Raw genomic sequence first — 20414 nt, forward strand, 5'->3', positions numbered from 1 at the left:
AGATGAACAAGGTGGAATTCTACCGCACGCAGAAATCGCCCTATGCGGAGTCCTACGGCAACTTCATCGGCGGCAAGTTCGTCGAGCCCCGTTCAGGCCAGTATTTCGACGATACCTCGCCGGTCAACGGCCAGGTGCTGTGCCGCGTGGCGCGCTCCAACGCCGACGATGTGGAGGCGGCACTGGATGCCGCCCATGCCGCCAAGGAGGCATGGGGCCGCACCAGCCCGGCCGAGCGCGCCTTGCTGCTCAACCGAATCGCCGACCGGATGGAAGAGAACCTCGACCTTCTGGCACTGGCCGAGACCTGGGATAACGGCAAGCCCATCCGCGAGACGACGGCCGCCGACATTCCGCTGGCGATCGATCACTTCCGCTACTTCGCCAGCGCGGTGCGCGCGCAGGAAGGCGCGCTGTCCGAGATCGACCACGACACGGTCGCTTACCATTTCCACGAGCCGCTCGGCGTCGTCGGGCAGATCATCCCGTGGAACTTCCCCATCCTGATGGCCTGCTGGAAACTCGCGCCCGCCCTTGCCGCAGGCAATTGCGTGGTGCTGAAACCGGCCGAGCAGACGCCGGCCTCCATCATGCTCTGGGCGGACCTGATCGCCGACATCCTGCCGGAAGGCGTCCTCAACATCGTCAACGGCTTCGGGCTGGAAGCCGGCAAGCCGCTGGCCTCCTCGCCCCGGATCGCCAAGATCGCCTTCACCGGCGAAACCACCACCGGCCGGCTTATCATGCAGTATGCCAGCCAGAACCTCATTCCGGTCACGCTGGAGCTGGGCGGCAAATCGCCCAACATATTCTTCCAGGATGTGACGGCAGAGGATGACGACTTCTTCGACAAGGCCATCGAAGGCTTCGTCATGTTCGCGCTCAACCAGGGCGAAGTTTGCACCTGCCCCAGCCGCGCGCTCATCCATGAATCCATCTACGACCGCTTCATGGAACGGGCGCTGAAGCGCGTGGAGGCGATCACCCAGGGGGATCCGCTGGACCCGTCCACCATGATCGGGGCCCAAGCCTCCAGCGAGCAGTTGGAAAAGATCCTGTCCTATCTCGATATCGGCCGCCAGGAAGGCGCCGAGGTGCTGACGGGCGGCGCGCGCAACGAGTTGCCGGGCGACCTGGCCGGGGGCTACTACGTCAAGCCGACCGTCTTCAAGGGCCACAACAAGATGCGCGTCTTCCAGGAAGAGATCTTCGGGCCGGTCGTGTCCGTCGCGACCTTCAAGGACGATGACGAGGCGCTGTCGATCGCCAACGATACGCTCTACGGCCTCGGCGCCGGTGTCTGGACCCGCGACGGCAACCGGGCATACCGCTTCGGACGGGCCATCCAGGCCGGCCGCGTCTGGACCAACTGCTACCACGCCTATCCGGCCCATGCGGCCTTCGGCGGCTACAAGCAGTCCGGCATCGGGCGCGAAACGCACAAGATGATGCTCGATCACTACCAGCAGACGAAGAACCTGCTGGTATCCTACAGCCCCAAGAAGCTCGGCTTCTTCTGAGGCATTATCGAGCGCCCATCTTGTCGACGGGCGCTCGATCCCCGTCCGGAGGAGAAGCCATGGACAAGGTCACTGCAACGCCGGAAGCCCTGCAGCTTCTGGGCGAGATCGTCGCGGATCATGGCCCGGTCCTGTTTCATCAATCCGGCGGATGCTGCGACGGCTCGTCGCCCATGTGCTATCCGCAGGGCGATTTCATCATCGGCGACCGCGACGTGAAGCTGGGCGAGATCGGCGGCGCGCCCTTCTATATCAGCGCCTCGCAATACGAGGCGTGGAAGCATACCGACCTGGTGATCGACGTCGTGCCGGGGCGCGGCGGCATGTTCTCGCTCGACAACGGCCGGGAGCGGCGCTTCCTGACGCGCTCGACCCTGTGCGCCGTCGACGGCTGATGCCGCTCAGGCGCTTTCGGCGATACCGCGCCGCCAGTAGGACATCGCCAGATGCTGGCTGCGCTTGAGGGCGCGACGCTTGCGGAACTCGTGCCGAAGCGCCTTGTAGGCGACGAACTCGGTGCCCGAGAAGGCGTAGACGGTCCCCGGCCCGTCGGGCCAGTGCAACGCCGCCACCGCCCGCTGCAGGGCATCGCAAAGGCCTGCGGGCGCGGTTCTGTGTATCCATCGCACATCCACCCCGGCGGGCCTGTGCAACGACATCTCGTCCGCCGGGCCGTCGGCCTCGATAAAGGTATGGCCCCGCGCGCCGGCCGGCAGCCGCTCCAGCGCCCGGGCGATGGCCGGCAGGGCGGTTTCGTCACCCGCGAGGCAGACCTGGTCCACCTCGGGCACCTCGCCGCCGCCCGGCCCCATCATGCCGATCGGGTCGCCCAGCGCCGCATGCGATACCCAGTCCGTCATGCGGCCGGCCGGCTCGTGCATCACCACGTCGATATCGACTTCGTCGCGGTCCGGCCGGACATGGCGCAGCGTATAGGTGCGCAAGGCCAGCCTGTCCGCTCCTTGCGGCCAGATCGGCAACGCTCCGGGGCCAGCATGCGGCCAGACGGGGTTGCGGCCATCCGCCGGCAGAAGCAGCCGGACGTGCCAGCCGCCGCGTGCGAAACGGTGCAGATCGGGCCCTTCGAGCGTCAGTCGGCACAGGCGCGGCGTCAGCCAGAGGCGTGCGGCAAGGCGCATGGCCCGGAAGTGCGGTAGAACGGTCGACCCTGCACCGTCGCCCGTCCAGACCACGGAGGATCCGTCGGAGCCCTGCCAGTTCTGGATATGGTAAGCGACGATCCCCTTGATGACGCCGAGGTCGCCTATATCGTCGGACATCGCCTCGACGGTCAGCGTTTCGGCATCCACGCTCAGCACGGCAACGGCCAATCCCATCGAAAAGCGGCCGGCGCGGGCGTCGAAGGCGTCGGGATACTGACGCATCATGTGGCGGAAGAAGCCTGCCCCGTCGGCAAGGCGCATGACGGCCTTGGAGCGCAGTGTCCCTGCTTCGTTGAACTTGTCCATGACACTCCACTATTTTGCCGCTGCGGGAGCGTCAAGCACATGCCGTGGGCGGGCTCGACAACGCGCCATTCATGTGATGGATGAAGTCCGAACGGTTTCTTATGCGGGTGCGAAGGCCTCATGCGATTTTCCGGATTGATGCTGGCGGCAGGCCTGATCCTGGCACTCGGCGGCACGGCGACTTCGGCGCCGCGCAGCGATGTCGTCATCGGCATGTCGATCGAGCCGGCGGGCCTGGATCCGACGATCTCGGCCCCGGTTTCCATCGGCCAGGTCGTCTGGCAGAACGTGTTCCAGGGGTTGACGCGGATCGCCGAGGATGGATCGGTCCAGCCACTGCTGGCGCGCCGCTGGACGCTGTCCGACGACGGCCTCACCTACGAATTCGACCTGCAGGAGGGCGTGCGCTTCCATAATGGCGTTCCCTTCGATGCCGAGGTTGCGAAGTTTGCGCTGGATCGCGCGCGCGGGGCCGATTCCGCCAATCCGCAGAAGAGGTTCTTCGCCGCCATCGACAGCGTCGAGGCACCCCGGCCGGACAGGCTGATCGTCCGCCTGTCGCGCCCCTCCGGCAACCTTCCCTACTGGCTTGGATGGCCGGCCAGCGTCATGGTGGAGCCGTCGAGCGCCGACGAAAACCGGACCTCGCCGGTGGGCACGGGCCCATTCACCGTAGCCGAGTGGAAGCCCGGAGACAGCGTAAGGCTGGCGCGCAGCGGCGATTACTGGGACGAGGCCCGTGCACCGCATCTGGCGGAAGCCACCTTCCGCTTCATCAACGATCCGCAGGCGCAGGCGGCCGCGCTCAACTCCGGGCAGGTCGATGCCTTTCCGGAATTCGCAGCCCCCGAATTGTACGCGGCGCTCGAGGCAAACCCGGCGTTCGAAACGGTCGTGGGCAATACGGAATTGAAGGTAGTCGCGGGAATGAACCTTCGCCGGCCGCCATTCGACGACGTCCGCGTGCGCCGCGCCCTGATGATGGCCGTCGACAGGCAGGCCCTGGTGGATGGGGCGTGGTCGGGCTACGGCACGCCGATCGGAAGCCACTACACGCCGAACGATCCGGGCTTCAAGGATCTGACGGGGCATCTCGCCTACGATCCCGTCGGCGCCAGAAATCTATTGGAGGAAGCAGGTTACGGGGACGGGCTCAGTATGAGCATCAAGGTTCCGCAAATGCCCTATGCCGTGCGCTCGGCCGAAATCCTGCAGGCTTTCCTGGCCGAAGTCGGCGTGAGCCTGAGGATCGTTCCGACGGAGTTTCCGGCCGCCTGGGTATCGGACGTCCTGCAGAACCACGACTTCGACATGACGATCGTGGCGCATGCCGAACCGATGGATATCGATATCTTCTCGCGGCCCGACTATTATTTCGGCTACGCCAACCCGAGCTTCGACGACATCATCGCCAGGGCGGAAGCGGCCGGCGACAAGGCCGGCAGGGACATCCTGTACGGGGAAGCCCAGGACGTTCTGGCCGACGATGTCCCGGCACTGTTCCTGTTCGTGATGCCGAAACTCGGTGTCTGGAGATCCGGCCTCACCGGGTTCTGGCACGACGAACCAATTCCTTCCAACGATCTGACGGATGTTCGCTGGAGCAGCGAGTGAGGCCCCGCGGCCGACCGGCAGGCATGCTCGCACGACGTGTGGCGGTTCTGGTCCTGTCGCTGCTGGCGGTCGCCAGCCTGATCTTCCTGATGACATCGATCCTGCCGGGGGACCAGGCCGCCATCATGCTCGGCACCTCGGCGTCACCGGAAACCATTGCCGCCCTTCGCGCCGAACTCGGCCTGGATCGGCCGCTCTGGCTGCGGTACCTTCATTGGATCGCGGACGCGGCAAGAGGCGATTTCGGCGTCTCGGCAACCTATGGCGTTCCCGTATCCCGCCTCCTCGCCGAGCGGCTGTCCGTCACGTTGCCGCTTGCCGGCCTGGCCATGTTGGCGGCCACCCTGCTGGCGCTGCCCCTGGCCATGGCCGCGGCGCGCCGTCGCCCGGCCGCCGAAGCCGCTGTCGCCCTTCTGGCGCAAGGCGGCATCGCCCTGCCCGGCTTTTTCATCGGCATCCTTCTCATTCTCGCCTTTCAGGCCGGACCGTTGCCGACGGGCGGTTTCCCCGGCTGGCAGGATGGCCTTGCGGCGCTGCCCTACCTGATACTGCCGGCAATCGCGCTGGCCGTACCGCAGGCCGCGGTGCTTGCCCGCGTCGCGCGCGGCGCGTTGAAGGAAGCCCTGTCGCAGGATCATGTCCGGACCGCCCGCGCGAAGGGGCTGACGGACGCCGCCATCATGCGCCGCCATGTCTTCGGGTCTGCCCTGCCCGCCATCCTGACGCTGGCGGGCCTGCAATTGTCGTATCTCGTGGCCGGCGCGGTGCTGGTGGAGAACGTCTTCGTCCTGCCGGGGCTTGGCCGCCTTGCCATACAGGCCCTGGCGCAACGCGACATACCCGTCCTGCAAGGCTGCATCCTGATCTTCGTCGCCATGGTCGTCCTGGTCAATTTCGCGATCGAGACCCTCGTCGCGGCCGCCGACCCGAGGGCGCGAACATGATCCGCGTCACCATCGGCCTGGCCTCGCTGGGCCTTGTGGCGGGGATGGCGCTTCTGTCGTTCGCATGGACGCCGGACCCCGCGCCCCTGCGCCTGGATATCGCCGCCCGGCTGACACCGCCCGGCTCGGCAGCCCTTCTGGGCACCGATCAACTCGGGCGCGACACGGCTTCCATGGTCATGATGGGGGCGGCAAGCTCGTTGTCCATCGCGCTGGCAGCCGTGGCCCTCGGCGGCCTCGCCGGCAGCGCCGCGGGTCTCTTCGCCGCACTTCGCGGCGGCATCGCCGCTGCCCTCACCATGCGGATCATGGATATCCTTTTCGCCTTTCCGCCGGTGCTGTCCGCGTTGCTTCTTGCCTTCACGCTCGGCGCAGGGCCGCAAGGCGCGGTCGCCGCCATCGCCCTTTTCGTCACGCCGGTCTTCGCCCGGGTTGCCCATGCGGGGGCCGGGCAGGTGCTGCGCAGCGATTTCGTAAGGGCGGCGCGAGCGCTTGGCGCGGGCGACCGGCGCATCGCGGCACATCATGTGCTGCCGAACATCGGCGGCCTCCTGGCGGTCCAGGCCTCCCTGCAATTCGGGCTGGCCATCCTGACGGAAGCCGGGCTCGGCTATCTGGGCCTGGGAACACAGCCGCCCTCGCCATCCTGGGGGCGCATGCTGGCGGATTCGCAAAGTTTCCTCGGCGTCGCACCGTGGTTGGCGCTGGCGCCGGGCGCGGCAATCGCCATAACGGTGCTGGGCGCGAATATTCTGGGCGACGGCCTTGCGGAAAGGCTGGACCCGCGCGGCCGGACGCCAAGATAAGGACCGTTCGCAACCTGCCGAAGAGAGTATGATGTCACGCTGGCGGTTTATCCTCAAGCAACTGACCAGCGGGCTCTGGTTCCGTTCCCTTATCTTTTCCGCCATCGGCGTCGTCGCCGCCCTGATGGCGGCGTGGCTGAGCCCCCTGATCCCGTCGGACCTCGGCGGCCAGATCGGCGCCGACGCCGTGGACAACATCCTCGGCATCCTGGCTTCCAGCATGCTGGCGGTGACGACCTTCTCGCTGAACATCATGGTGGGCGCCTATTCCTCGGCAACCAACAACGCGACACCGCGCGCCACGCGCCTGCTCATGGCAGACCCGACCAGCCAGAACGTCCTGTCCACCTTCGTCGGCGTGTTCCTTTATTCCATCGTCGGAATCATCGCCCTGTCCACCGGCACATATGGCGAGCAGGGCCGCGTCATCCTGTTCGGCGCAACCATCGCCGTCATCGTGGTCACGGTGTTCACGCTGCTGCGCTGGATCGACTACCTGTCGCGTATCGGCCGGGTGGGCGATACGGCCCAGCGGGTGGAAAAGGTGGCGCTCGATGTCGTCGGAACCTATGCCAAAGACCCGTTCAGGGGCTGCAGGAACAGCGTCGACTTTCCTGCGGAGGGTAACCGGCGCAAACTGCGCTGCCGCACCATAGGTTACATCCAGCATGTCGATTTCGCCGGCCTGCAAAGCCTTGCGGAGCGCTTCGACTGCCGGATCGCGCTTGTGTCCGACGTCGGCACCTTCTGCGATCCTTCGCGCCCCGTACTGGAGATCGCAGGTGACGGCGAGATGCCGGAAGATGCCGCCTTCCTGGAGGCGCTCACGATCGGCGATCAGCGGTCCTTCGATCAGGATCCGCGATTTGCCGTCGCCGTCCTTGCCGAGATCGGGGCGCGGGCCCTGTCGGCGGCGATCAACGATATCGGCACGGCCATCGACATCATCGGGCGGTCATTGCGCGTCATGGCCGCCGCCGCGCAGCCCTCCGAAGCGTCCGATATCAGCCACGACAGGGTCTATGTGGCGCGCATTCAGGCCGACGACCTGTTCGACGACATGTTCACCTCGCTCGGGCGCGACGGCGCCGGCGAGATCGAGGTGATGGTGCGGTTGATGAAGGCACTCGCCAGCCTGCACGATCTGGGCGGACCGGATTATCGCAAGGCATCGCGCCGCCACGCGCTCGAACTCCTGGAGCGCGGCGAAACGACATTGCAGATGGACAGCGAAAAACGTGCCCTCAAACAGGTTTACGACAGCCGGTTCACCTGATGCATCACGTGAGGTATCGTGTATCGGCGTCGTCGATCAGCTTGCGGATACGCGTCACGTTCAGGCTTTCGTCGGCCCTGCAATTGTCGTGCGTCAGGAGATCGCCGGCCTTGACGGGCTGCGTGACGCGGGATCCTTCGGCAAGCCCCAGCGGCAACGCCCTGGCGGCACGGCCATCCGCCCATGTCATCGCGTAGCCGCGATAATCTTCCATGCCGATGCGCTGCAGCGTCTGGCCGGGGGCGAGGTCCCGCTTGGCCACGGCGCCGCACTCGGCCACGGGACGCGCCAGCGGGACCATGTCGGGCCGCCGGTACATCACGGCCCTGGCGGCCGACAACGGCGTTTCCAGACTGGTCAGGTGAAAGGGCCGCGTCAGGGTGAAGCATGGCCCGTGCCCGACCTTCAGGTCGGCCATGCGCTCGATGGCGCGCTCGTGCCGCGGCTTCACCACGCAGAAAACACCGGGCGCCACCCCCTTGCCGATCGTGTAATCGACGCAGCCGGGCCGTGAAAGGATTCCGCCGTCCGCCTTGGTGCACAGGATTTGCGCCAGATTGTCCAGCGTGGCGGCGGGACCGTGCATTCCCGGCACATCGGGCAGCAGCCCGGTGCAATTGGCGATAGCCGTCATCTCGACCATGGTCTTGGAGCCGTCGACGAACTCCACGAGAATGCGGGGGTTCATGTTGCGGGCGCGCGCCTCTTCCTCGAAGTCGGCCGGCACGGCATTGAAATCCAGGGCGTTGTTCTTGCCCTTGCCTGCGGCGATGACGTCCATGCCCAGCGCCTGCGCGAAGGCGATCAGGTCCAGCGTCGCGGCGGGCTCGTCCCCTGCGGACCCCGTATAGACCACGCCGGCCTTGCGGGCCTCCTCCGCCAGATAACGGCCGACGGTTATGTCGGCTTCCACATTCAGCATTACGATATGCTTGCCGTTGCGGATCGCTTCCAGCGCCAGCAGCGTGCCGATCTCCGGGCTGCCCGTCGCATCCACCACGACGTCGATGCGCCCGGCGCGGGTCAATGCCGTCAGGTCCCCCGTCACCGCGATCCGCCCGGCCTCGATGGCGGCGTCGATAGCGCCATCCGTTTCGACGACGATACCGTGTCCCTCGCCATGGCCCGCCATGGCGATGGCCTCCATCGGCCGCGTCGGACGGCTGGCGGCGATGGCCCCTATGCGGATGCCCTGCATCAAGGCGGCCTGCACGACGATGTCCGTGCCCATCTGGCCCGCTCCGGCAAGCCCGATCGTGACCGGGCCGTGCCGCTCCGCGTGGGCCGCAAGCTCCGCAGCGAAGCCGATTGGGTCGATCCGGTTCATGAAACGCCTTTCGATCTGGTCCCGGCGGCCGGGAAGTTCGGGGTCTATAAGGCAATTGGCGGCGCTTGTGAAATCACCGCACCCTGTCGCCCCGGCCCTTGCCCGTGACCGTCTGGAGGATCAGCGCCAGATCGCTCCAGAAACCGGATGAGCGCGCATAGGCCCCGTCGATACGAGCCAGCCGCTCCGGCTCGGACATGTCGATGCCGCGCACCTGGGCCGGCCCGGTGATGCCCGGCCGCACGCGGTAGGCGCCCTCCCGTCGCCGCGCCTCGATCAGCACGGTCTGGACGGGAAGGCAGGGACGCGGTCCGACGAAGCTCATGTCGCCTTTCAGCACGTTCCACAGTTGCGGCAGCTCGTCCAGCTTCCAGGCGCGCAGGCGCGCGCCGAGCTTCGTCACCGCCGCGCGCGGTGTCTCGTGCGAGGCCGCCGAGACGGTACCGGACGCCATGGTGCGCAGCTTGTAGCAGGTGAAGGGCCGTTCGTTCCGGCCGACGCGCGTCTGCCGGAATATGCCCGGTCCCGGCGTATCGCGCCGGATCATCGCTGCAAGCAGCAGGATGAGCCAGCCGAGGCATATGAGACCGAAAAAGCTCGCTGCTATGTCAAAAACACGTTTCATGGGACAAGCGAATTGCCGCAAAGCCACTTATTGGGCAAGGAAGAAACGACCGGCAATGAATTGGAGTCGTTTCAAGCAGTCTCATGCGCATCCTCGTCACAGGCTCAACAGGGTTCATCGGTCGCCGCCTCGTTTCGCGCCTGCTCGACGAAGGGCACGAGGTGACCGTGCTCGTGCGCGAGGATGGGAAAAGCCCGGACGAACGGGCCGAGACGCTGGATTCCCCGCGCGACCTGTCGCGCATACGCCGGCACGAAGGCTGGCCCCTCGGACTCGACGCCATCGTGCACCTTGCCGCCCTCAACCCCGAGCGCGGCGATACCACCATGGACGATGCGGTGGCGCTGGGGCAAGCCAATGCCGGCGGCACCGCTGCGCTGGCGCGGGTGGCCTCGGAAACCGGCGTGCGCCGATTCGTGTTCGCCAGCACCGCGAACATCCATTCCATGCAGGGCGACAGGCCCATCATCGAGGACGACCGGCCGCGCCCGGTCGACAATTACGCAGCTTCCAAGCTGGAGGCCGAGCGCCGATTGCGCGCCGAGCTGGAAGACAGCGCCACCGAATATACGATCATGCGCCTGCCTGCCGTCTACGGCCCCGGCGGCAAGGGCGCCATCGCCAAGCTGGAAAGGCTCGCCGCGACCCGCCTGCCCCTGCCCTTTCGGTCCGCCCGCAACCGCCGCAGCATCCTTGCCGTCGACAATGCGGTGGAGGCCATCATCGCGATGATCGAGCATCCCGCCGCCGCCAGCCGGACCTTCCTTGTGGCCGACGACGCTCCGGCGACGCTGTCGGAGCTCGTCGCGGCGATGCGAGGGGCGCGGGGCCGATCTCCCGGGTTGTTCGCGATGCCGGTCGGCCTTCTCCGCCTCCTCGCGCGGCTGGCCGGCAAATCCGAGATGGCGGACAGGCTGTTTGCCGAATTCGTGGTCGATACGGCCAAGATCCGGCTGCGCACGGGCTGGCGGCCGCGTTTGTCCACGCATGAGGCGCTGACGCTCTACAACCGCTCCGACGACCGGAGGAAAGGCGCATGAGTTCGCACAGGCCGATCGAACCCGGCAAGGTGCAGCGACAGAAGCGGCTCGAGGAGCAGCTTCGCGAAAACCTCAGGAAACGCAAGGCGCAGGCCAAGGCCCGCCGCTCCCTGATGGACGAGCCCGAAGACGAGGAACAGGCAGACAGGCCCGAAAAGGATTGAGCCGGCTTGGACAGAATGTCCAAGGCACGGTTCCGGGCATGGACTTGCCGCGCCGGGGACCTTAGAACCCTTCTTACGAAGGAGTTCCGGATGATCGACTATCAGAGCCACTTCAGATCCGCCATCGAGGCCCTGCACGCCGAGAAGCGTTACCGCGTCTTTGCCGACCTGGAGCGGATCGCGGGTCGTTTTCCCCAGGCGATCTTGCGGCATGACGGCAAGGCGCAGGAAATAACAGTCTGGTGCTCCAACGACTATCTCGGCATGGGCCAGCACGAAAAGGTCGTCGCCGCCATGCGCGAGACAGCCGGCGCCATGGGCACCGGCGCGGGCGGTACGCGCAACATCTCCGGTACCAACCACCCGCTCGTCGAGCTGGAGCAGGAGCTCGCCGACCTTCATGGCAAGGAGGCGGCGCTCGTCTTCACCTCCGGTTTCGTTTCCAACGAGGCCTCCATCTCCACCATCGCCCGGCTTCTGCCGGATTGCCTCATCCTGTCGGACGAGCTCAACCATGCCTCGATGATCGAGGGCGTACGCAAGGCCGGCGGCAAGAAGCAGATATTCCGCCACAACGACGTGGCGCACCTGGAAGAGTTGTTGAAGGCGGCGGAGCCCGGCCGCCCCAAGCTGATCGTGTTCGAGAGCGTCTATTCGATGGATGGCGACATCGCGCCCATCGCCGAAATCTGCGACCTCGCCGATCGCTACAACGCGATGACCTATATCGACGAGGTGCATGCCGTGGGCATGTATGGCCCACGCGGCGGCGGCATCTCCGAGCGCGACGGGGTGGCGGCGCGCCTGGACGTGATCGAGGGCACGCTGGCCAAGGCCTTCGGCGTCCTGGGCGGCTACATCGCAGGCTCGAAGGACCTGATCGACGCGGTGCGATCCTATGCGCCGGGATTCATCTTCACCACCGCCCTGCCCCCCGCCCTCGCGGCGGCGGCAACGGCATCCATCCGCCATCTGAAAGGGTCGCAGGCCGAGCGGGACGGGCAGCAGCGGCAGGCATCGCGCGCCAAGTCCGTCTTCGCTGCCGCGAACCTGCCGGTGATGCCGTCCGACACGCATATCGTGCCGGTGCTGGTGGGCGATGCCGACCTGTGCAAGCAGGCCAGCGACCATCTCCTGATGCGGCACGGCATCTATATCCAGCCGATCAATTATCCGACCGTGCCGCGCGGCACCGAACGGCTGCGCATCACTCCGACGCCACTGCATGGCGATGCGCTGATCGAAACGCTGCGCGATGCACTGGTGGAAACCTGGATCTCGGTCGGCATCCCCTTCGCCGGCGACCGGCCCGCCCGAGGAGAAGCCGATATGCCGGCGACACCACTGGTCGTATCCAAGGCAGGCGGATAAGCTGCCGCCGCACAGCGGCACCTGCCTGTCCGGGAAGTTGAATGGAATCGGTCGTACCCGTACTCGTCCTGCTCGTCGCCGTCGCGATCAGCGGCACGGTCACGCGGGCGCTGCCGTTGCCCATACCGCTGCCGCTGGTGCAGATCGCGCTTGGCGCGGCGATCTCGGCGACCTTCGATTTCGGCATTCTCCTGCAGCCCGAAATCTTCATGCTGCTGTTCCTGCCGCCGCTGCTGTTCCTGGACGGCTGGCGCATTCCGAAGGACGGGCTGTTCCACGACGCCAGAACCATTCTGGCGCTGGCCTTCGGTCTCGTCGTCTTCACGGTGGTCGGCCTGGGGTTCTTTCTTTACTGGCTCATCCCGTCCATGCCGCTGGCGGTGGCCTTCGCGCTGGCCGCGGTCGTTTCGCCGACAGACCCGGTCGCCGTTTCGGCCATCGCATCGCGTACGCCCATTCCCAGGCGGTTGATGCACATACTGGAAGGCGAGTCGCTGCTCAACGATGCGTCCGGCCTCGTCTGCATGCGGTTCGCGGTCGCCGCCGCCGCAACGGGCACCTTCTCTCTGGCCGGCGCCTTCGGCAGCCTGGTCTGGATGTCGGTCGGCGGCCTGGCGGTCGGCATCGTGCTGACCTATGCGATCACGCAGGCGAAGCGCTACACCTCGTTGCGCTACGGCGAGGAAACGGGATCGCAGATCCTCATCAGCCTGCTGACGCCCTTCGGCGCCTATCTTCTGGCAGAGCATCTCGGCTGTTCCGGAATCCTTGCGGCCGTAGGCGCCGGCATCAGCATGAGCTATGTCGAGCAATGGGGCCAGGCCCTCGCCATGACGCGCGTCCGCCGCGCCTCCTTCTGGGATACGGTCCAGTTCGCCGCCAACGGCATGACCTTCGTGCTTTTGGGAGAGCAGTTGCCTCGCATCGTCCAGGGTGCTGCCCGCGTCGTCCGCGAGACGGGTCACCACCAGCCGGCATGGCTGGCCGTGTACATTCTCGCCATGACCCTGGGTCTCGTCCTGCTTCGCTTCATCTGGACGTGGACGGCACTTCGTTTCACGCTGTTTCGTGCCGCGCGGCGCGGCCACAGCATGACGGCGCCCAATTGGCGGCTGGTCGTGGCTACCGCGCTTGCCGGTGTGCGCGGCTCCGTCACGCTTGCCGGCGTCATGAGCCTGCCCCTGCTGCTGCCGGACGGCTCGCCGTTCCCCGCGCGCGACCTCGCCATTTTCCTTGCGGCAGGCGTCATCATCCTATCCCTGGTCATCGCCAGCATCGGCCTGCCGACGATGCTGTCCGGGCTGCATCTGCCGCCGGAACCCACCCACAGGAAAGAGGAAGATCGCGCACGGCTGGCCGCTGCGCAGGCCGGCATGAAGGCGGTCGAGACGGCACAATACCGGCTTGGCGGCAAGAGCGCGGATGAGGCGGACGTCTATGCGGATGCCGCCGCCCATATCATGGACGTCTACCGCCAGCGCCTGCAGCGCGGCTCTTCGACCGGCGAGGATGCGGAGGCGATGCGCAGGATGGAGGTTATCGAACGAGACCTGCGGCTGGCGGGCATCAAGGCCGAGCGGGACACCTTCTATCACCTGACGCGCACACACCGCCTGCCGGAGGATATCATGCGCAAGCTTGTGCGCGAACTCGACCTTCTGGAAACGCGCCTGCGCGGCGGCTGAGCGTTTCCGCCCCGCCGTTCAGCGATCGCGGCCCGTCGCTTCGGTGTCGTGCGCGGCGGCCGGCAAGGCCGCCTCGGTCCGTGCGGCATCGGCCGGCATCGCGCTACGGCGCGGCAGCCGGCGCGCCAGCACGGGCACCAGCAGCGCGATCCCGACGAAGCGAATGACATGGTGTGCGGCGACATAGGCGGGATCGATGTCGAACTGGTAGGCGAGAACCGTCAACGCTTCCAGCGCCCCGGGCGCATAGGCCAGCGACACGCGTCCGATGTCGAGCCCCAGCGTCCAGATGGCGGCACACCCCGCCAACGTCATGATCGACAGCCCGATGACGAACGCGCCGACCGAGGCCGGCAGAAGCTGCGGAAGCGCGCCCCTGTCCTCACGCTGCAGCCGGGAGCCGATCAACGCCCCCATGGCGACGAGACCGGGCGTCGCGATGAAGGGTGGGACACCCACCGTCACGACGTCGGCACCGTGCAGGAAGGCGCTGCCGACGAGCGCGCCCAGAATGAGGCCGCCCGGCACGCGGCTGCGGACGCCTGCCCATGCGACGACCGCGCAGACGGCAACCAGCAGCGGATATTGCCACCATGCCTCGCCATGCGTGGCAATGGCCGACAGCTCCGGCTCCTCGCCCTCCAGCCATCCGAGGAGCGGCACCAGCACGGCAATCAGGAAGAACAGCCGTACCGTCTGCAGGACCGTGATGCGGGTCATGTCCGCGCGCGTCTCGGACGCCGCCGCCAGCACGAAGGACAGCGCCCCCGGCAGCGACGAGAAGAGCGCGGTTTCCCTGTCCCACCCGAAGGCGCGTTCCAGGAACAGCATCGTCACCAGCGCCACGACGACCACACCCGCCATCTGGATCGCGAAGGACAGCGGCCAGAGGGCCAACTGCTCGATGACGGCGGGGGTGACGCCGGACCCGGCCTGAACGCCGAGGATGAAGAACGTGATGTCGCGCAACCAGTTCGGCAGCGATGGCTTGAAGCCGCACAGCACGGAGGCCAGCGTCGCCAGCATGGAGCCCAGCAACCATGCCGCCGGCATTCCGGCCAGATGCGCGACCAGCCCTCCCGTCGCACCGAACAGGAGCGTCAGGCACAGCCGCGCCGCTTCCGGCATCCTCGAAATCACGCGGCGTGCCGCACCCAGCGGGCGATGCGGGCGGCGGCCTCCTCCACCTCGTCCAACCGCCGATTGAAGCAGGCACGCATATAGGGTGCCGCGCTGTTGCCGAAGGCCGCGCCCGGCGCCAGCCCGACGCCGGCCTCGTCCACGATACGGATGGCTGCGGCCCTGGCATCGGTGACGCCGTCGATAGCGAAGAAGGCATAGAACGCGCCCGCCGGCATGGTCAGCGAAACGCGGTTGGTAGCGCGTAGCGTTTCGCAGAAGATGTCGCGCGCCGTCTCGGCGCGGGCGATCTGTCCCTCCACGAACTCCTCTCCCTCGCGCAGGGCAGCTATGGCGCCCCGCTGGATGAAGGGCGCGACCCCGGAGTTGGAGTATTGGACAAGGTTCTCGATGACGTCGCCGAACTCGGCCGGCGCCTCGATCCAGCCGACGCGCCAGCCCGTCATCGCCCAGTTCTTGGAGAAGGAGTTGACGAACAGGATCGCGTCACCCGGCTCCATCACATCGTGGAAGGACGGCGCCCGTCCGCCTTCGTAGAAGAAGCGGCCATAGATTTCGTCCGCGATGACGAAGATGCCGGCCGCCCGCGCCATGGCCAGTATGGCCCGCAGCGTGTCGATATCGGCCGTCCAGCCCGTAGGATTGTTGGGGCTGTTGACGAAGATCGCCCGGGTGCGCGGCCCGATCGCGGCTTTCAGGCGGTCGAGGTCGAGCGACCACGCCCCGTCTTTCTCACCCAGCAGCACTTCCACGGCCTTGGCCCCGGAAAGATTGGCGGCGGCCGCGAAGTTCGGCCAGAGCGGGCCGATATAGACGAGCTCGTCTCCCGCGCCCGCCACGAGGTCCACCGCCGTCTGGATGGCGTGCATGCCGGATCCCGTGACGAAGAAGCGGTCGGCGGCCAGGTCGAGTGCGTAGAGACCGCCGACGTAATCGGCCAGCGCCTGCCGAAGCTCGGGCAGGCCACGCTGCCACGTATAGAAGGTCTCGCCGGCATCGAGGCTGCGTCTGGCGGCATCGGTGATGAAGGATGGCGTGGCGAGGTCTCCTTCGCCGACCCACAGCGGAATCAGCCCCTCGCGGCCGCGGGCGTAATTGACGAGCGATACGATTCCGCTCTCCGGCGCCGCAAGGGCGCCCGTGCTCAGCTTCTGGAGAAGTGTCATGTCCGATGCCCCGGGGCGAAGGATGCCGCAAAGGCGGCTGCTGGTTCGCCACGGGCAGTGCGCCAATCATGCACATACGTCAAGGGGAGCCGTTCGGCTCCCCTGCCGACCGGCCCTCAGAAATCGGTCCCGGGAATGCGGCCCGAGGCCGGCGTCGCCCCCGGCCGGTTCGGGTTGCCGGCGGCCAGGATGTCACGGATCTCCTCGAGGAGCTTTTCCTCGCGCGGGACCTCGGCGACCTCCGGCGGTTTCGCTTCTTCCTTGCGCTTCAGCCTGTTCATGCCCTTGACGACCATGAACAGCACGAAGGCGACGATCATGAAATTGATCAGCAGCGTCAGGAACGCGCCATAGGCCAGAACCGGGCCCTGTTCGCGGGCCTGCGCAAGACCGGCCGCCGTGACGTTGCCGGACAGCGGAATGAAAAGGTTGGAGAAATCCACCCCGCCACCCGTCAGCAAACCGACCAGCGGCATGATGATATCGGCGACGATGGAGTTGACGAGGCCCGAGAAGGCCGCACCGATGATGATACCGATGGCCAGGTCGACCATGTTGCCCTTCAGGGCAAACTCCCGAAACTCCTTGAGCATGCGTACCCCTCTCAAGCCCCGCACCACGCGACACGCCGATGTGATCGGCCATTGATGACGAGACAATGTTCCTCGATGCCGGTGGTTGCAACCCGAAATTGCGTCGCGACCGATGATGCGGCCTCGCCACGGCTTGCCAGCGCGGGCGGCAATGGTTAAACGCAGCCGCTTTCGCGCAACAAGGGTGTTCGCCCGTTGCGATGGGCCGGGCAGTGCTTCCCCTGCGGCGGGAAACGCTCTAGAAAGTGCAGACTTGGCGTATGGCGCACGAGGACAAATGACGGGCCAATCGATCGTCATCAACCGGGCAATGTTCGATAAGGGGCTCGTTTCCGACGAATTGGCGGAACTGAACGCCTCCATCGTCGCATTCCAGAAAACGCGTCCCAGCCCATGGGACTTCCCCGAGGAGGTCGTGCGCGAGGCGCGCCGCGAGGGGAAAGGCGTCTTCCCGCCCGTCACCCCCGACCCCGATGCGATCCCGCGCAGCGCGCGCGGCCGCGATGGCAACGACATCCCGGTGCGGATCCTGTTGCCGGCAGGCGGCAAGGCGCGCGGAACATACCTGCATATCCATGGCGGAGGCTGGGTGTTCGGCGAGGCCGTCGAAAGCGACGGCGCCCTGCGGCGGCTGGCCGACGCGACCGGTCTTGCGACGGTATCGGTGGATTACCGACTGGCGCCCGAACATCCTTATCCCGCCGCGCCGGACGATTGCGAGGATGCCGCCCTGGCCCTGGTGCGCGGCGAGATCGAGGGTGCGCCCACCGACTTCCTGGCGATCGGGGGCGAATCGGCGGGCGCGCACCTCAGCGTGCTGACCCTCCTGCGCCTTCGGGACGGGCATCGCCTCGTCCCGTTTTCGGCCGCCAACCTGAACGCCGGCTGCTACGACCTTTCGCTGACGCCCAGCGTGCGCAACGCGGGCGCGGAGCGGCTCGTCCTCAATACCGAGGATATCAAGGAATTCGTCATGCGCTTCGTGCCCGAAGCGTTCAGCCTGCGCGATCCCGCGATATCCCCGCTCTACGCGGACCTTTCCGGCTTGCCGCCGGCTCTCTTCACGGTCGGAACGCAGGACCTTCTTCTCGACGACTCGCTGTTCATGGCGGCGCGCTGGATGGCGGCCGGCAACCGATCGGAGCTTTCGGTCTGGACGGGCGGGTGCCACGTGTTCCAGGCGTTCGGCCGGAAGGCCGGCGAAACCTCGCTCAATGAAATGTCGAAATTCATCGGCGGGATCGCCGATGTCGCGCTGGCCGGTTCGGCCGCTGCCCGATGACGCCCCTCTGCATTTCGGACAACCGATGAACCGCAACGAACCCATCTACAAGCTCGTCCCTGCCCACCTGTGGGCTCAGGCCGAGCAATCCGGCCGCTTCGACGGCTCGCCCGTCGACCTGCAGGACGGCTTCATCCACTTCTCGACCGGCTCCCAGCTACGCGAGACGGCCGAGAAACATTTCAAGGGCCAGCGGGACTTGCTTCTAGTGGCTGTCGACCCGCGACGGCTGGGAGCGGAGCTGCGTTGGGAACCGTCGCGCGGTGGCGCGCTTTTCCCTCATCTCTATGGCGGCCTCGCCATGGACAGCGTGATCTTTGCCGCCGAGGTCGCGATGGCCCCGGATGGTCGCCACGCATTTCCGGAGTCGATCCGATGAGCGTCGCCTATCGCTGGGCAAAGCCGATTCTGTTCCGGATGGATCCGGAGCAGGCACATACTCTGTCGATCCGGGCGCTTAAGACCGGCTTGATGCCGCGCATCGAGGTGCCGGCCGATCTGCGTCTGAAGGTGGAGCTGGCCGGGCTGACCTTCCCCAACCCTCTCGGGCTCGCCGCCGGCTACGACAAGAACGGGGAAGTGCCCGATGCGATGCTGAAGCTGGGCTTCGGCTTCATGGAGGTCGGCACCGTCACGCCGCAACCTCAGGAAGGCAATCCCAAGCCGCGAATCTTCCGCCTCCCGGAGGCCGGCGCCATCATCAACCGGCTGGGCTTCAACAATGACGGCCATGCGGAAGTCGCCGCCCGGCTGAAGAAGCGCGCGCGCAAGGCCGGTATCGTGGGTGTCAACATCGGCGCCAACAAGGACAGCAGCAATCGCATCGCCGATTATGTCGCCGGCGTTCACTGCTTCGCCCCGCTCGCCAGCTACCTGACCGTCAACATCTCCTCGCCGAACACGCCGGGCCTGCGCACGCTGCAGAAGGGCGACGAACTGGTCGAACTGATGCATGCGGTGGCCGCGGCGCGCGACGGCGCGGCGGCGCTGGCGGCAGTGCCGCCGTGCCCGATCTTCCTGAAGGTCGCACCGGACCTCTCCCTGCCGGAAATCGGCGCCATCGCCGACACGGTGCGGAAATACGGGCTCGACGGATTGATCGTCTCCAACACCACCTTATCGCGCTACGGCGTGGAGGGGCGCGAGCACGGGGAAGAGGCCGGCGGCCTCTCGGGGCGGCCGCTGATTACCCGTTCCAGCTTTGCGCTGGCGGCGTTCCGCAAGGCGCTCGGGCCTGATTTTCCGCTTATCGGCGCAGGTGGCGTGGAAAGTGCGCGCACCGCCCTTGCCAAGATGGAGGCCGGGGCAGACCTGGTGCAGTTCTACACCGCCCTCGTCTATGCCGGTCCGCGCCTGCCCCTGCGCATACTCAACGGGCTCGTGCACTATCTCGACAAGTCGCGGGCGCCGAGCCTTCGGCGCATCCGCGATACGCGCGTGGACGAAATCCTTGAGCGCGGGCCGCCGCCCGCCGAACAGGCCGGCAGCTGACACCGCCATTCGTCCACCACCCTGCCTACGATGCCCTGTTCGATGCCGGGCACCGTTTCCCGATGTCGAAATTCTCCCGGATCGCGCAGATCCTGATCGAAGACGGGATCGTTGGGCCCGCGGGCTTCCACCCTGCCGCACCTGCGCTCGAAAGCTGGCTGGAGCACGCGCACGACCCGGGTTACGTGCACCGCATCGTCACCTGCACCACCACGCCGCAGGAGAACAAGGCCATCGGCTTCACGGTGGACGAGCGCGTCGCCCAACGCTCGCTGCACGCCACCGGCGGCACGGTGATCGCGGCCCAGCTTGCGCTCGATACGGGGCTTGCCTGCAACACGGCGGGCGGTAGCCACCACGCCTCCCGCAACGGCGGTGCCGGCTTCTCCGTCTTCAACGACGTGGCCGTCGCCGCGGCAACGCTCTTGGCCGACGGCGACGTTGCCCGCGTCCTCGTCTTTGATTGCGATGTCCACCAGGGTGACGGCACCGCACGCATCTTCTCGCAAGATGACGCCGTCTTCACCCTGTCCATGCATGCGGCGAAGAACTACCCGTACGAAAAGGCCGTCTCCGATCTGGATGTGCCCCTGCCGGACGGCATGGTCGACGCCGCCTATCTGGCATTGCTGCCGGCCCTGCTGGACGAAGCGTTGCGCCGCGCCCGGCCCGACATCGTCTTCTACAATGCCGGGGTCGACCCGCATGCCGAGGACAGGCTTGGCCGATTGGCCATGAGCGACAGCGGCCTGGCCGAGCGCGACAGGCGCATCATCGGCTTCTTCCGTCAGCGCGACATACCGGTCGTCGGGGTCATCGGCGGCGGCTACAGCCGCGATATCGATGCCTTGGCGCGCCGGCACACCATCCTGCACCGTGTGGCGCGCGAATTTTCCTGACG

Annotated in this window: 20 protein-coding genes; 14 read left to right on the plus strand and 6 right to left on the minus strand. The window is 66.7% G+C overall.

From position 1 onward, the window contains the following. Positions 1–2 precede the first annotated feature (2 nt). Together adh and NDN16_RS09320 are read left to right on the plus strand one after the other, a co-directional pair. On the plus strand, positions 3–1520 hold the full coding sequence (adh, locus tag NDN16_RS09315) for an aldehyde dehydrogenase (RefSeq protein WP_251113338.1): 1518 nt from the start codon (positions 3–5) through the stop codon (positions 1518–1520). A 59-nt stretch (positions 1521–1579) separates the two neighbouring features. Beyond that, on the plus strand, positions 1580–1915 hold the full coding sequence (locus NDN16_RS09320; protein WP_251113339.1) for a DUF779 domain-containing protein: 336 nt from the start codon (positions 1580–1582) through the stop codon (positions 1913–1915). A 6-nt stretch (positions 1916–1921) separates the two neighbouring features. Here NDN16_RS09320 and NDN16_RS09325 read toward each other — a convergent pair whose 3' ends face one another. After that, positions 1922–2989, minus strand: a complete 1068-nt coding sequence (locus tag NDN16_RS09325) for a siderophore-interacting protein (RefSeq protein WP_251113340.1) — start codon at positions 2987–2989, stop codon at positions 1922–1924. A gap of 120 nt (positions 2990–3109) precedes the next feature. Here NDN16_RS09325 and NDN16_RS09330 point away from each other — a divergent pair, with 120 nt between their 5' ends. From NDN16_RS09330 to NDN16_RS09345, 4 genes are read left to right on the plus strand one after another with little or no spacing between them, the layout of a single operon-like run. Further along, positions 3110–4603 (plus strand): ABC transporter substrate-binding protein, encoded by a 1494-nt coding sequence (locus tag NDN16_RS09330; RefSeq protein ID WP_251113341.1) that lies wholly within the window; start codon positions 3110–3112, stop codon positions 4601–4603. A 23-nt stretch (positions 4604–4626) separates the two neighbouring features. After that, positions 4627–5547, plus strand: a complete 921-nt coding sequence (locus NDN16_RS09335) for an ABC transporter permease (RefSeq protein ID WP_251113342.1) — start codon at positions 4627–4629, stop codon at positions 5545–5547. After that, positions 5544–6353, plus strand: a complete 810-nt coding sequence (locus NDN16_RS09340) for an ABC transporter permease (protein WP_251113343.1) — start codon at positions 5544–5546, stop codon at positions 6351–6353. The genes NDN16_RS09335 and NDN16_RS09340 overlap by 4 nt, the downstream gene beginning before the upstream one ends. A gap of 28 nt (positions 6354–6381) precedes the next feature. After that, positions 6382–7629: a DUF2254 domain-containing protein gene (locus NDN16_RS09345; RefSeq protein ID WP_285292536.1), complete on the plus strand. Its 1248-nt coding sequence runs from the start codon at positions 6382–6384 to the stop codon at positions 7627–7629. Between the two features lie 4 nt (positions 7630–7633). On the opposite strand, the gene NDN16_RS09350 is transcribed toward NDN16_RS09345, so the two are convergent. Both NDN16_RS09350 and NDN16_RS09355 read right to left on the minus strand, forming a co-directional pair. Further along, a complete protein-coding gene (locus NDN16_RS09350; protein ID WP_251113345.1) occupies positions 7634–8956 on the minus strand; it encodes an NAD(P)H-dependent oxidoreductase in 1323 nt (440 codons plus the stop codon). A gap of 73 nt (positions 8957–9029) precedes the next feature. Then, the gene (locus NDN16_RS09355; protein ID WP_251113346.1) at positions 9030–9581 is read right to left on the minus strand and encodes a sugar transferase; all 552 of its coding nucleotides are present in this window, start codon (positions 9579–9581) and stop codon (positions 9030–9032) included. Positions 9582–9664: 83 nt separating this feature from the next. On the opposite strand from NDN16_RS09355, the gene NDN16_RS09360 reads away from it, so the two are divergent. The 4 genes from NDN16_RS09360 (at position 9665) to NDN16_RS09375 (ending at position 13841) form a co-directional block, all read left to right on the plus strand. After that, complete coding sequence (locus NDN16_RS09360) at positions 9665–10621, plus strand: NAD-dependent epimerase/dehydratase family protein (RefSeq protein ID WP_251113347.1); 957 nt, start codon at positions 9665–9667, stop codon at positions 10619–10621. Further along, positions 10618–10785: a hypothetical protein gene (locus tag NDN16_RS09365; protein WP_251113348.1), complete on the plus strand. Its 168-nt coding sequence runs from the start codon at positions 10618–10620 to the stop codon at positions 10783–10785. The genes NDN16_RS09360 and NDN16_RS09365 overlap by 4 nt, the downstream gene beginning before the upstream one ends. A gap of 93 nt (positions 10786–10878) precedes the next feature. Beyond that, a complete protein-coding gene (hemA, locus tag NDN16_RS09370; protein ID WP_251113394.1) occupies positions 10879–12156 on the plus strand; it encodes a 5-aminolevulinate synthase in 1278 nt (425 codons plus the stop codon). Between the two features lie 41 nt (positions 12157–12197). Next, a complete protein-coding gene (locus NDN16_RS09375) occupies positions 12198–13841 on the plus strand; it encodes a Na+/H+ antiporter (RefSeq protein WP_251113349.1) in 1644 nt (547 codons plus the stop codon). An 18-nt stretch (positions 13842–13859) separates the two neighbouring features. Here the strand turns inward: NDN16_RS09375 and NDN16_RS09380 are convergent, their stop codons facing one another. The 3 genes from NDN16_RS09380 to mscL all read right to left on the minus strand — a co-directional run bounded on the left by NDN16_RS09380 (position 13860) and on the right by mscL (position 16740). Further along, positions 13860–14981 (minus strand): AbrB family transcriptional regulator, encoded by a 1122-nt coding sequence (locus NDN16_RS09380; protein WP_251113350.1) that lies wholly within the window; start codon positions 14979–14981, stop codon positions 13860–13862. Further along, entirely contained in the window at positions 14978–16147 is a 1170-nt protein-coding gene (locus tag NDN16_RS09385) for a pyridoxal phosphate-dependent aminotransferase (protein WP_251113351.1), read from the minus strand. Before NDN16_RS09385 ends, NDN16_RS09380 begins: the two co-directional genes overlap by 4 nt. 116 nt (positions 16148–16263) lie before the next feature. Next, positions 16264–16740, minus strand: a complete 477-nt coding sequence (mscL, locus tag NDN16_RS09390; RefSeq protein WP_251113352.1) for a large conductance mechanosensitive channel protein MscL — start codon at positions 16738–16740, stop codon at positions 16264–16266. Positions 16741–17017: 277 nt separating this feature from the next. Here mscL and NDN16_RS09395 point away from each other — a divergent pair, with 277 nt between their 5' ends. From NDN16_RS09395 to NDN16_RS09410, 4 genes are all read left to right on the plus strand, one after another. Continuing rightward, complete coding sequence (locus NDN16_RS09395; protein WP_251113353.1) at positions 17018–18022, plus strand: alpha/beta hydrolase; 1005 nt, start codon at positions 17018–17020, stop codon at positions 18020–18022. Between the two features lie 25 nt (positions 18023–18047). After that, the gene (locus NDN16_RS09400) at positions 18048–18401 is read left to right on the plus strand and encodes a DUF952 domain-containing protein (RefSeq protein WP_251113354.1); all 354 of its coding nucleotides are present in this window, start codon (positions 18048–18050) and stop codon (positions 18399–18401) included. Beyond that, positions 18398–19513 carry a quinone-dependent dihydroorotate dehydrogenase gene (locus NDN16_RS09405; protein ID WP_251113355.1) on the plus strand — a complete coding sequence of 372 codons (1116 nt, stop codon included), beginning with the start codon at positions 18398–18400 and terminating at the stop codon, positions 19511–19513. Before NDN16_RS09400 ends, NDN16_RS09405 begins: the two co-directional genes overlap by 4 nt. A 62-nt stretch (positions 19514–19575) precedes the next feature. Then, on the plus strand, positions 19576–20412 hold the full coding sequence (locus tag NDN16_RS09410) for a histone deacetylase family protein (protein WP_353050208.1): 837 nt from the start codon (positions 19576–19578) through the stop codon (positions 20410–20412). Positions 20413–20414 lie beyond the last annotated feature (2 nt).

The organism is Aureimonas altamirensis (assembly GCF_023702225.1).
In the GTDB taxonomy this organism is placed as follows: Bacteria; Pseudomonadota; Alphaproteobacteria; order Rhizobiales; family Rhizobiaceae; genus Aureimonas; species Aureimonas altamirensis_B.

What these genes read in the sequence shown, in the direction of transcription:
- NDN16_RS09395 (WP_251113353.1), top strand. Translation starts at nt 17,018, where the DNA reads ATGACGGGCCAATCGATCGTCATCAACCGGGCAATGTTCGATAAGGGG.
- adh (WP_251113338.1), top strand. Translation starts at nt 3, where the DNA reads ATGAACAAGGTGGAATTCTACCGCACGCAGAAATCGCCCTATGCGGAG.
- NDN16_RS09405 (WP_251113355.1), top strand. Translation starts at nt 18,398, where the DNA reads ATGAGCGTCGCCTATCGCTGGGCAAAGCCGATTCTGTTCCGGATGGAT.
- NDN16_RS09400 (WP_251113354.1), top strand. Translation starts at nt 18,048, where the DNA reads ATGAACCGCAACGAACCCATCTACAAGCTCGTCCCTGCCCACCTGTGG.
- NDN16_RS09360 (WP_251113347.1), top strand. Translation starts at nt 9,665, where the DNA reads ATGCGCATCCTCGTCACAGGCTCAACAGGGTTCATCGGTCGCCGCCTC.
- mscL (WP_251113352.1), bottom strand. Translation starts at nt 16,740, where the DNA reads ATGCTCAAGGAGTTTCGGGAGTTTGCCCTGAAGGGCAACATGGTCGAC.
- NDN16_RS09410 (WP_353050208.1), top strand. Translation starts at nt 19,576, where the DNA reads ATGTCGAAATTCTCCCGGATCGCGCAGATCCTGATCGAAGACGGGATC.
- NDN16_RS09335 (WP_251113342.1), top strand. Translation starts at nt 4,627, where the DNA reads ATGCTCGCACGACGTGTGGCGGTTCTGGTCCTGTCGCTGCTGGCGGTC.
- NDN16_RS09325 (WP_251113340.1), bottom strand. Translation starts at nt 2,989, where the DNA reads ATGGACAAGTTCAACGAAGCAGGGACACTGCGCTCCAAGGCCGTCATG.
- NDN16_RS09375 (WP_251113349.1), top strand. Translation starts at nt 12,198, where the DNA reads ATGGAATCGGTCGTACCCGTACTCGTCCTGCTCGTCGCCGTCGCGATC.
- NDN16_RS09345 (WP_285292536.1), top strand. Translation starts at nt 6,382, where the DNA reads ATGATGTCACGCTGGCGGTTTATCCTCAAGCAACTGACCAGCGGGCTC.
- NDN16_RS09355 (WP_251113346.1), bottom strand. Translation starts at nt 9,581, where the DNA reads ATGAAACGTGTTTTTGACATAGCAGCGAGCTTTTTCGGTCTCATATGC.
- NDN16_RS09365 (WP_251113348.1), top strand. Translation starts at nt 10,618, where the DNA reads ATGAGTTCGCACAGGCCGATCGAACCCGGCAAGGTGCAGCGACAGAAG.
- NDN16_RS09330 (WP_251113341.1), top strand. Translation starts at nt 3,110, where the DNA reads ATGCGATTTTCCGGATTGATGCTGGCGGCAGGCCTGATCCTGGCACTC.
- NDN16_RS09320 (WP_251113339.1), top strand. Translation starts at nt 1,580, where the DNA reads ATGGACAAGGTCACTGCAACGCCGGAAGCCCTGCAGCTTCTGGGCGAG.
- NDN16_RS09350 (WP_251113345.1), bottom strand. Translation starts at nt 8,956, where the DNA reads ATGAACCGGATCGACCCAATCGGCTTCGCTGCGGAGCTTGCGGCCCAC.
- NDN16_RS09340 (WP_251113343.1), top strand. Translation starts at nt 5,544, where the DNA reads ATGATCCGCGTCACCATCGGCCTGGCCTCGCTGGGCCTTGTGGCGGGG.
- NDN16_RS09385 (WP_251113351.1), bottom strand. Translation starts at nt 16,147, where the DNA reads ATGACACTTCTCCAGAAGCTGAGCACGGGCGCCCTTGCGGCGCCGGAG.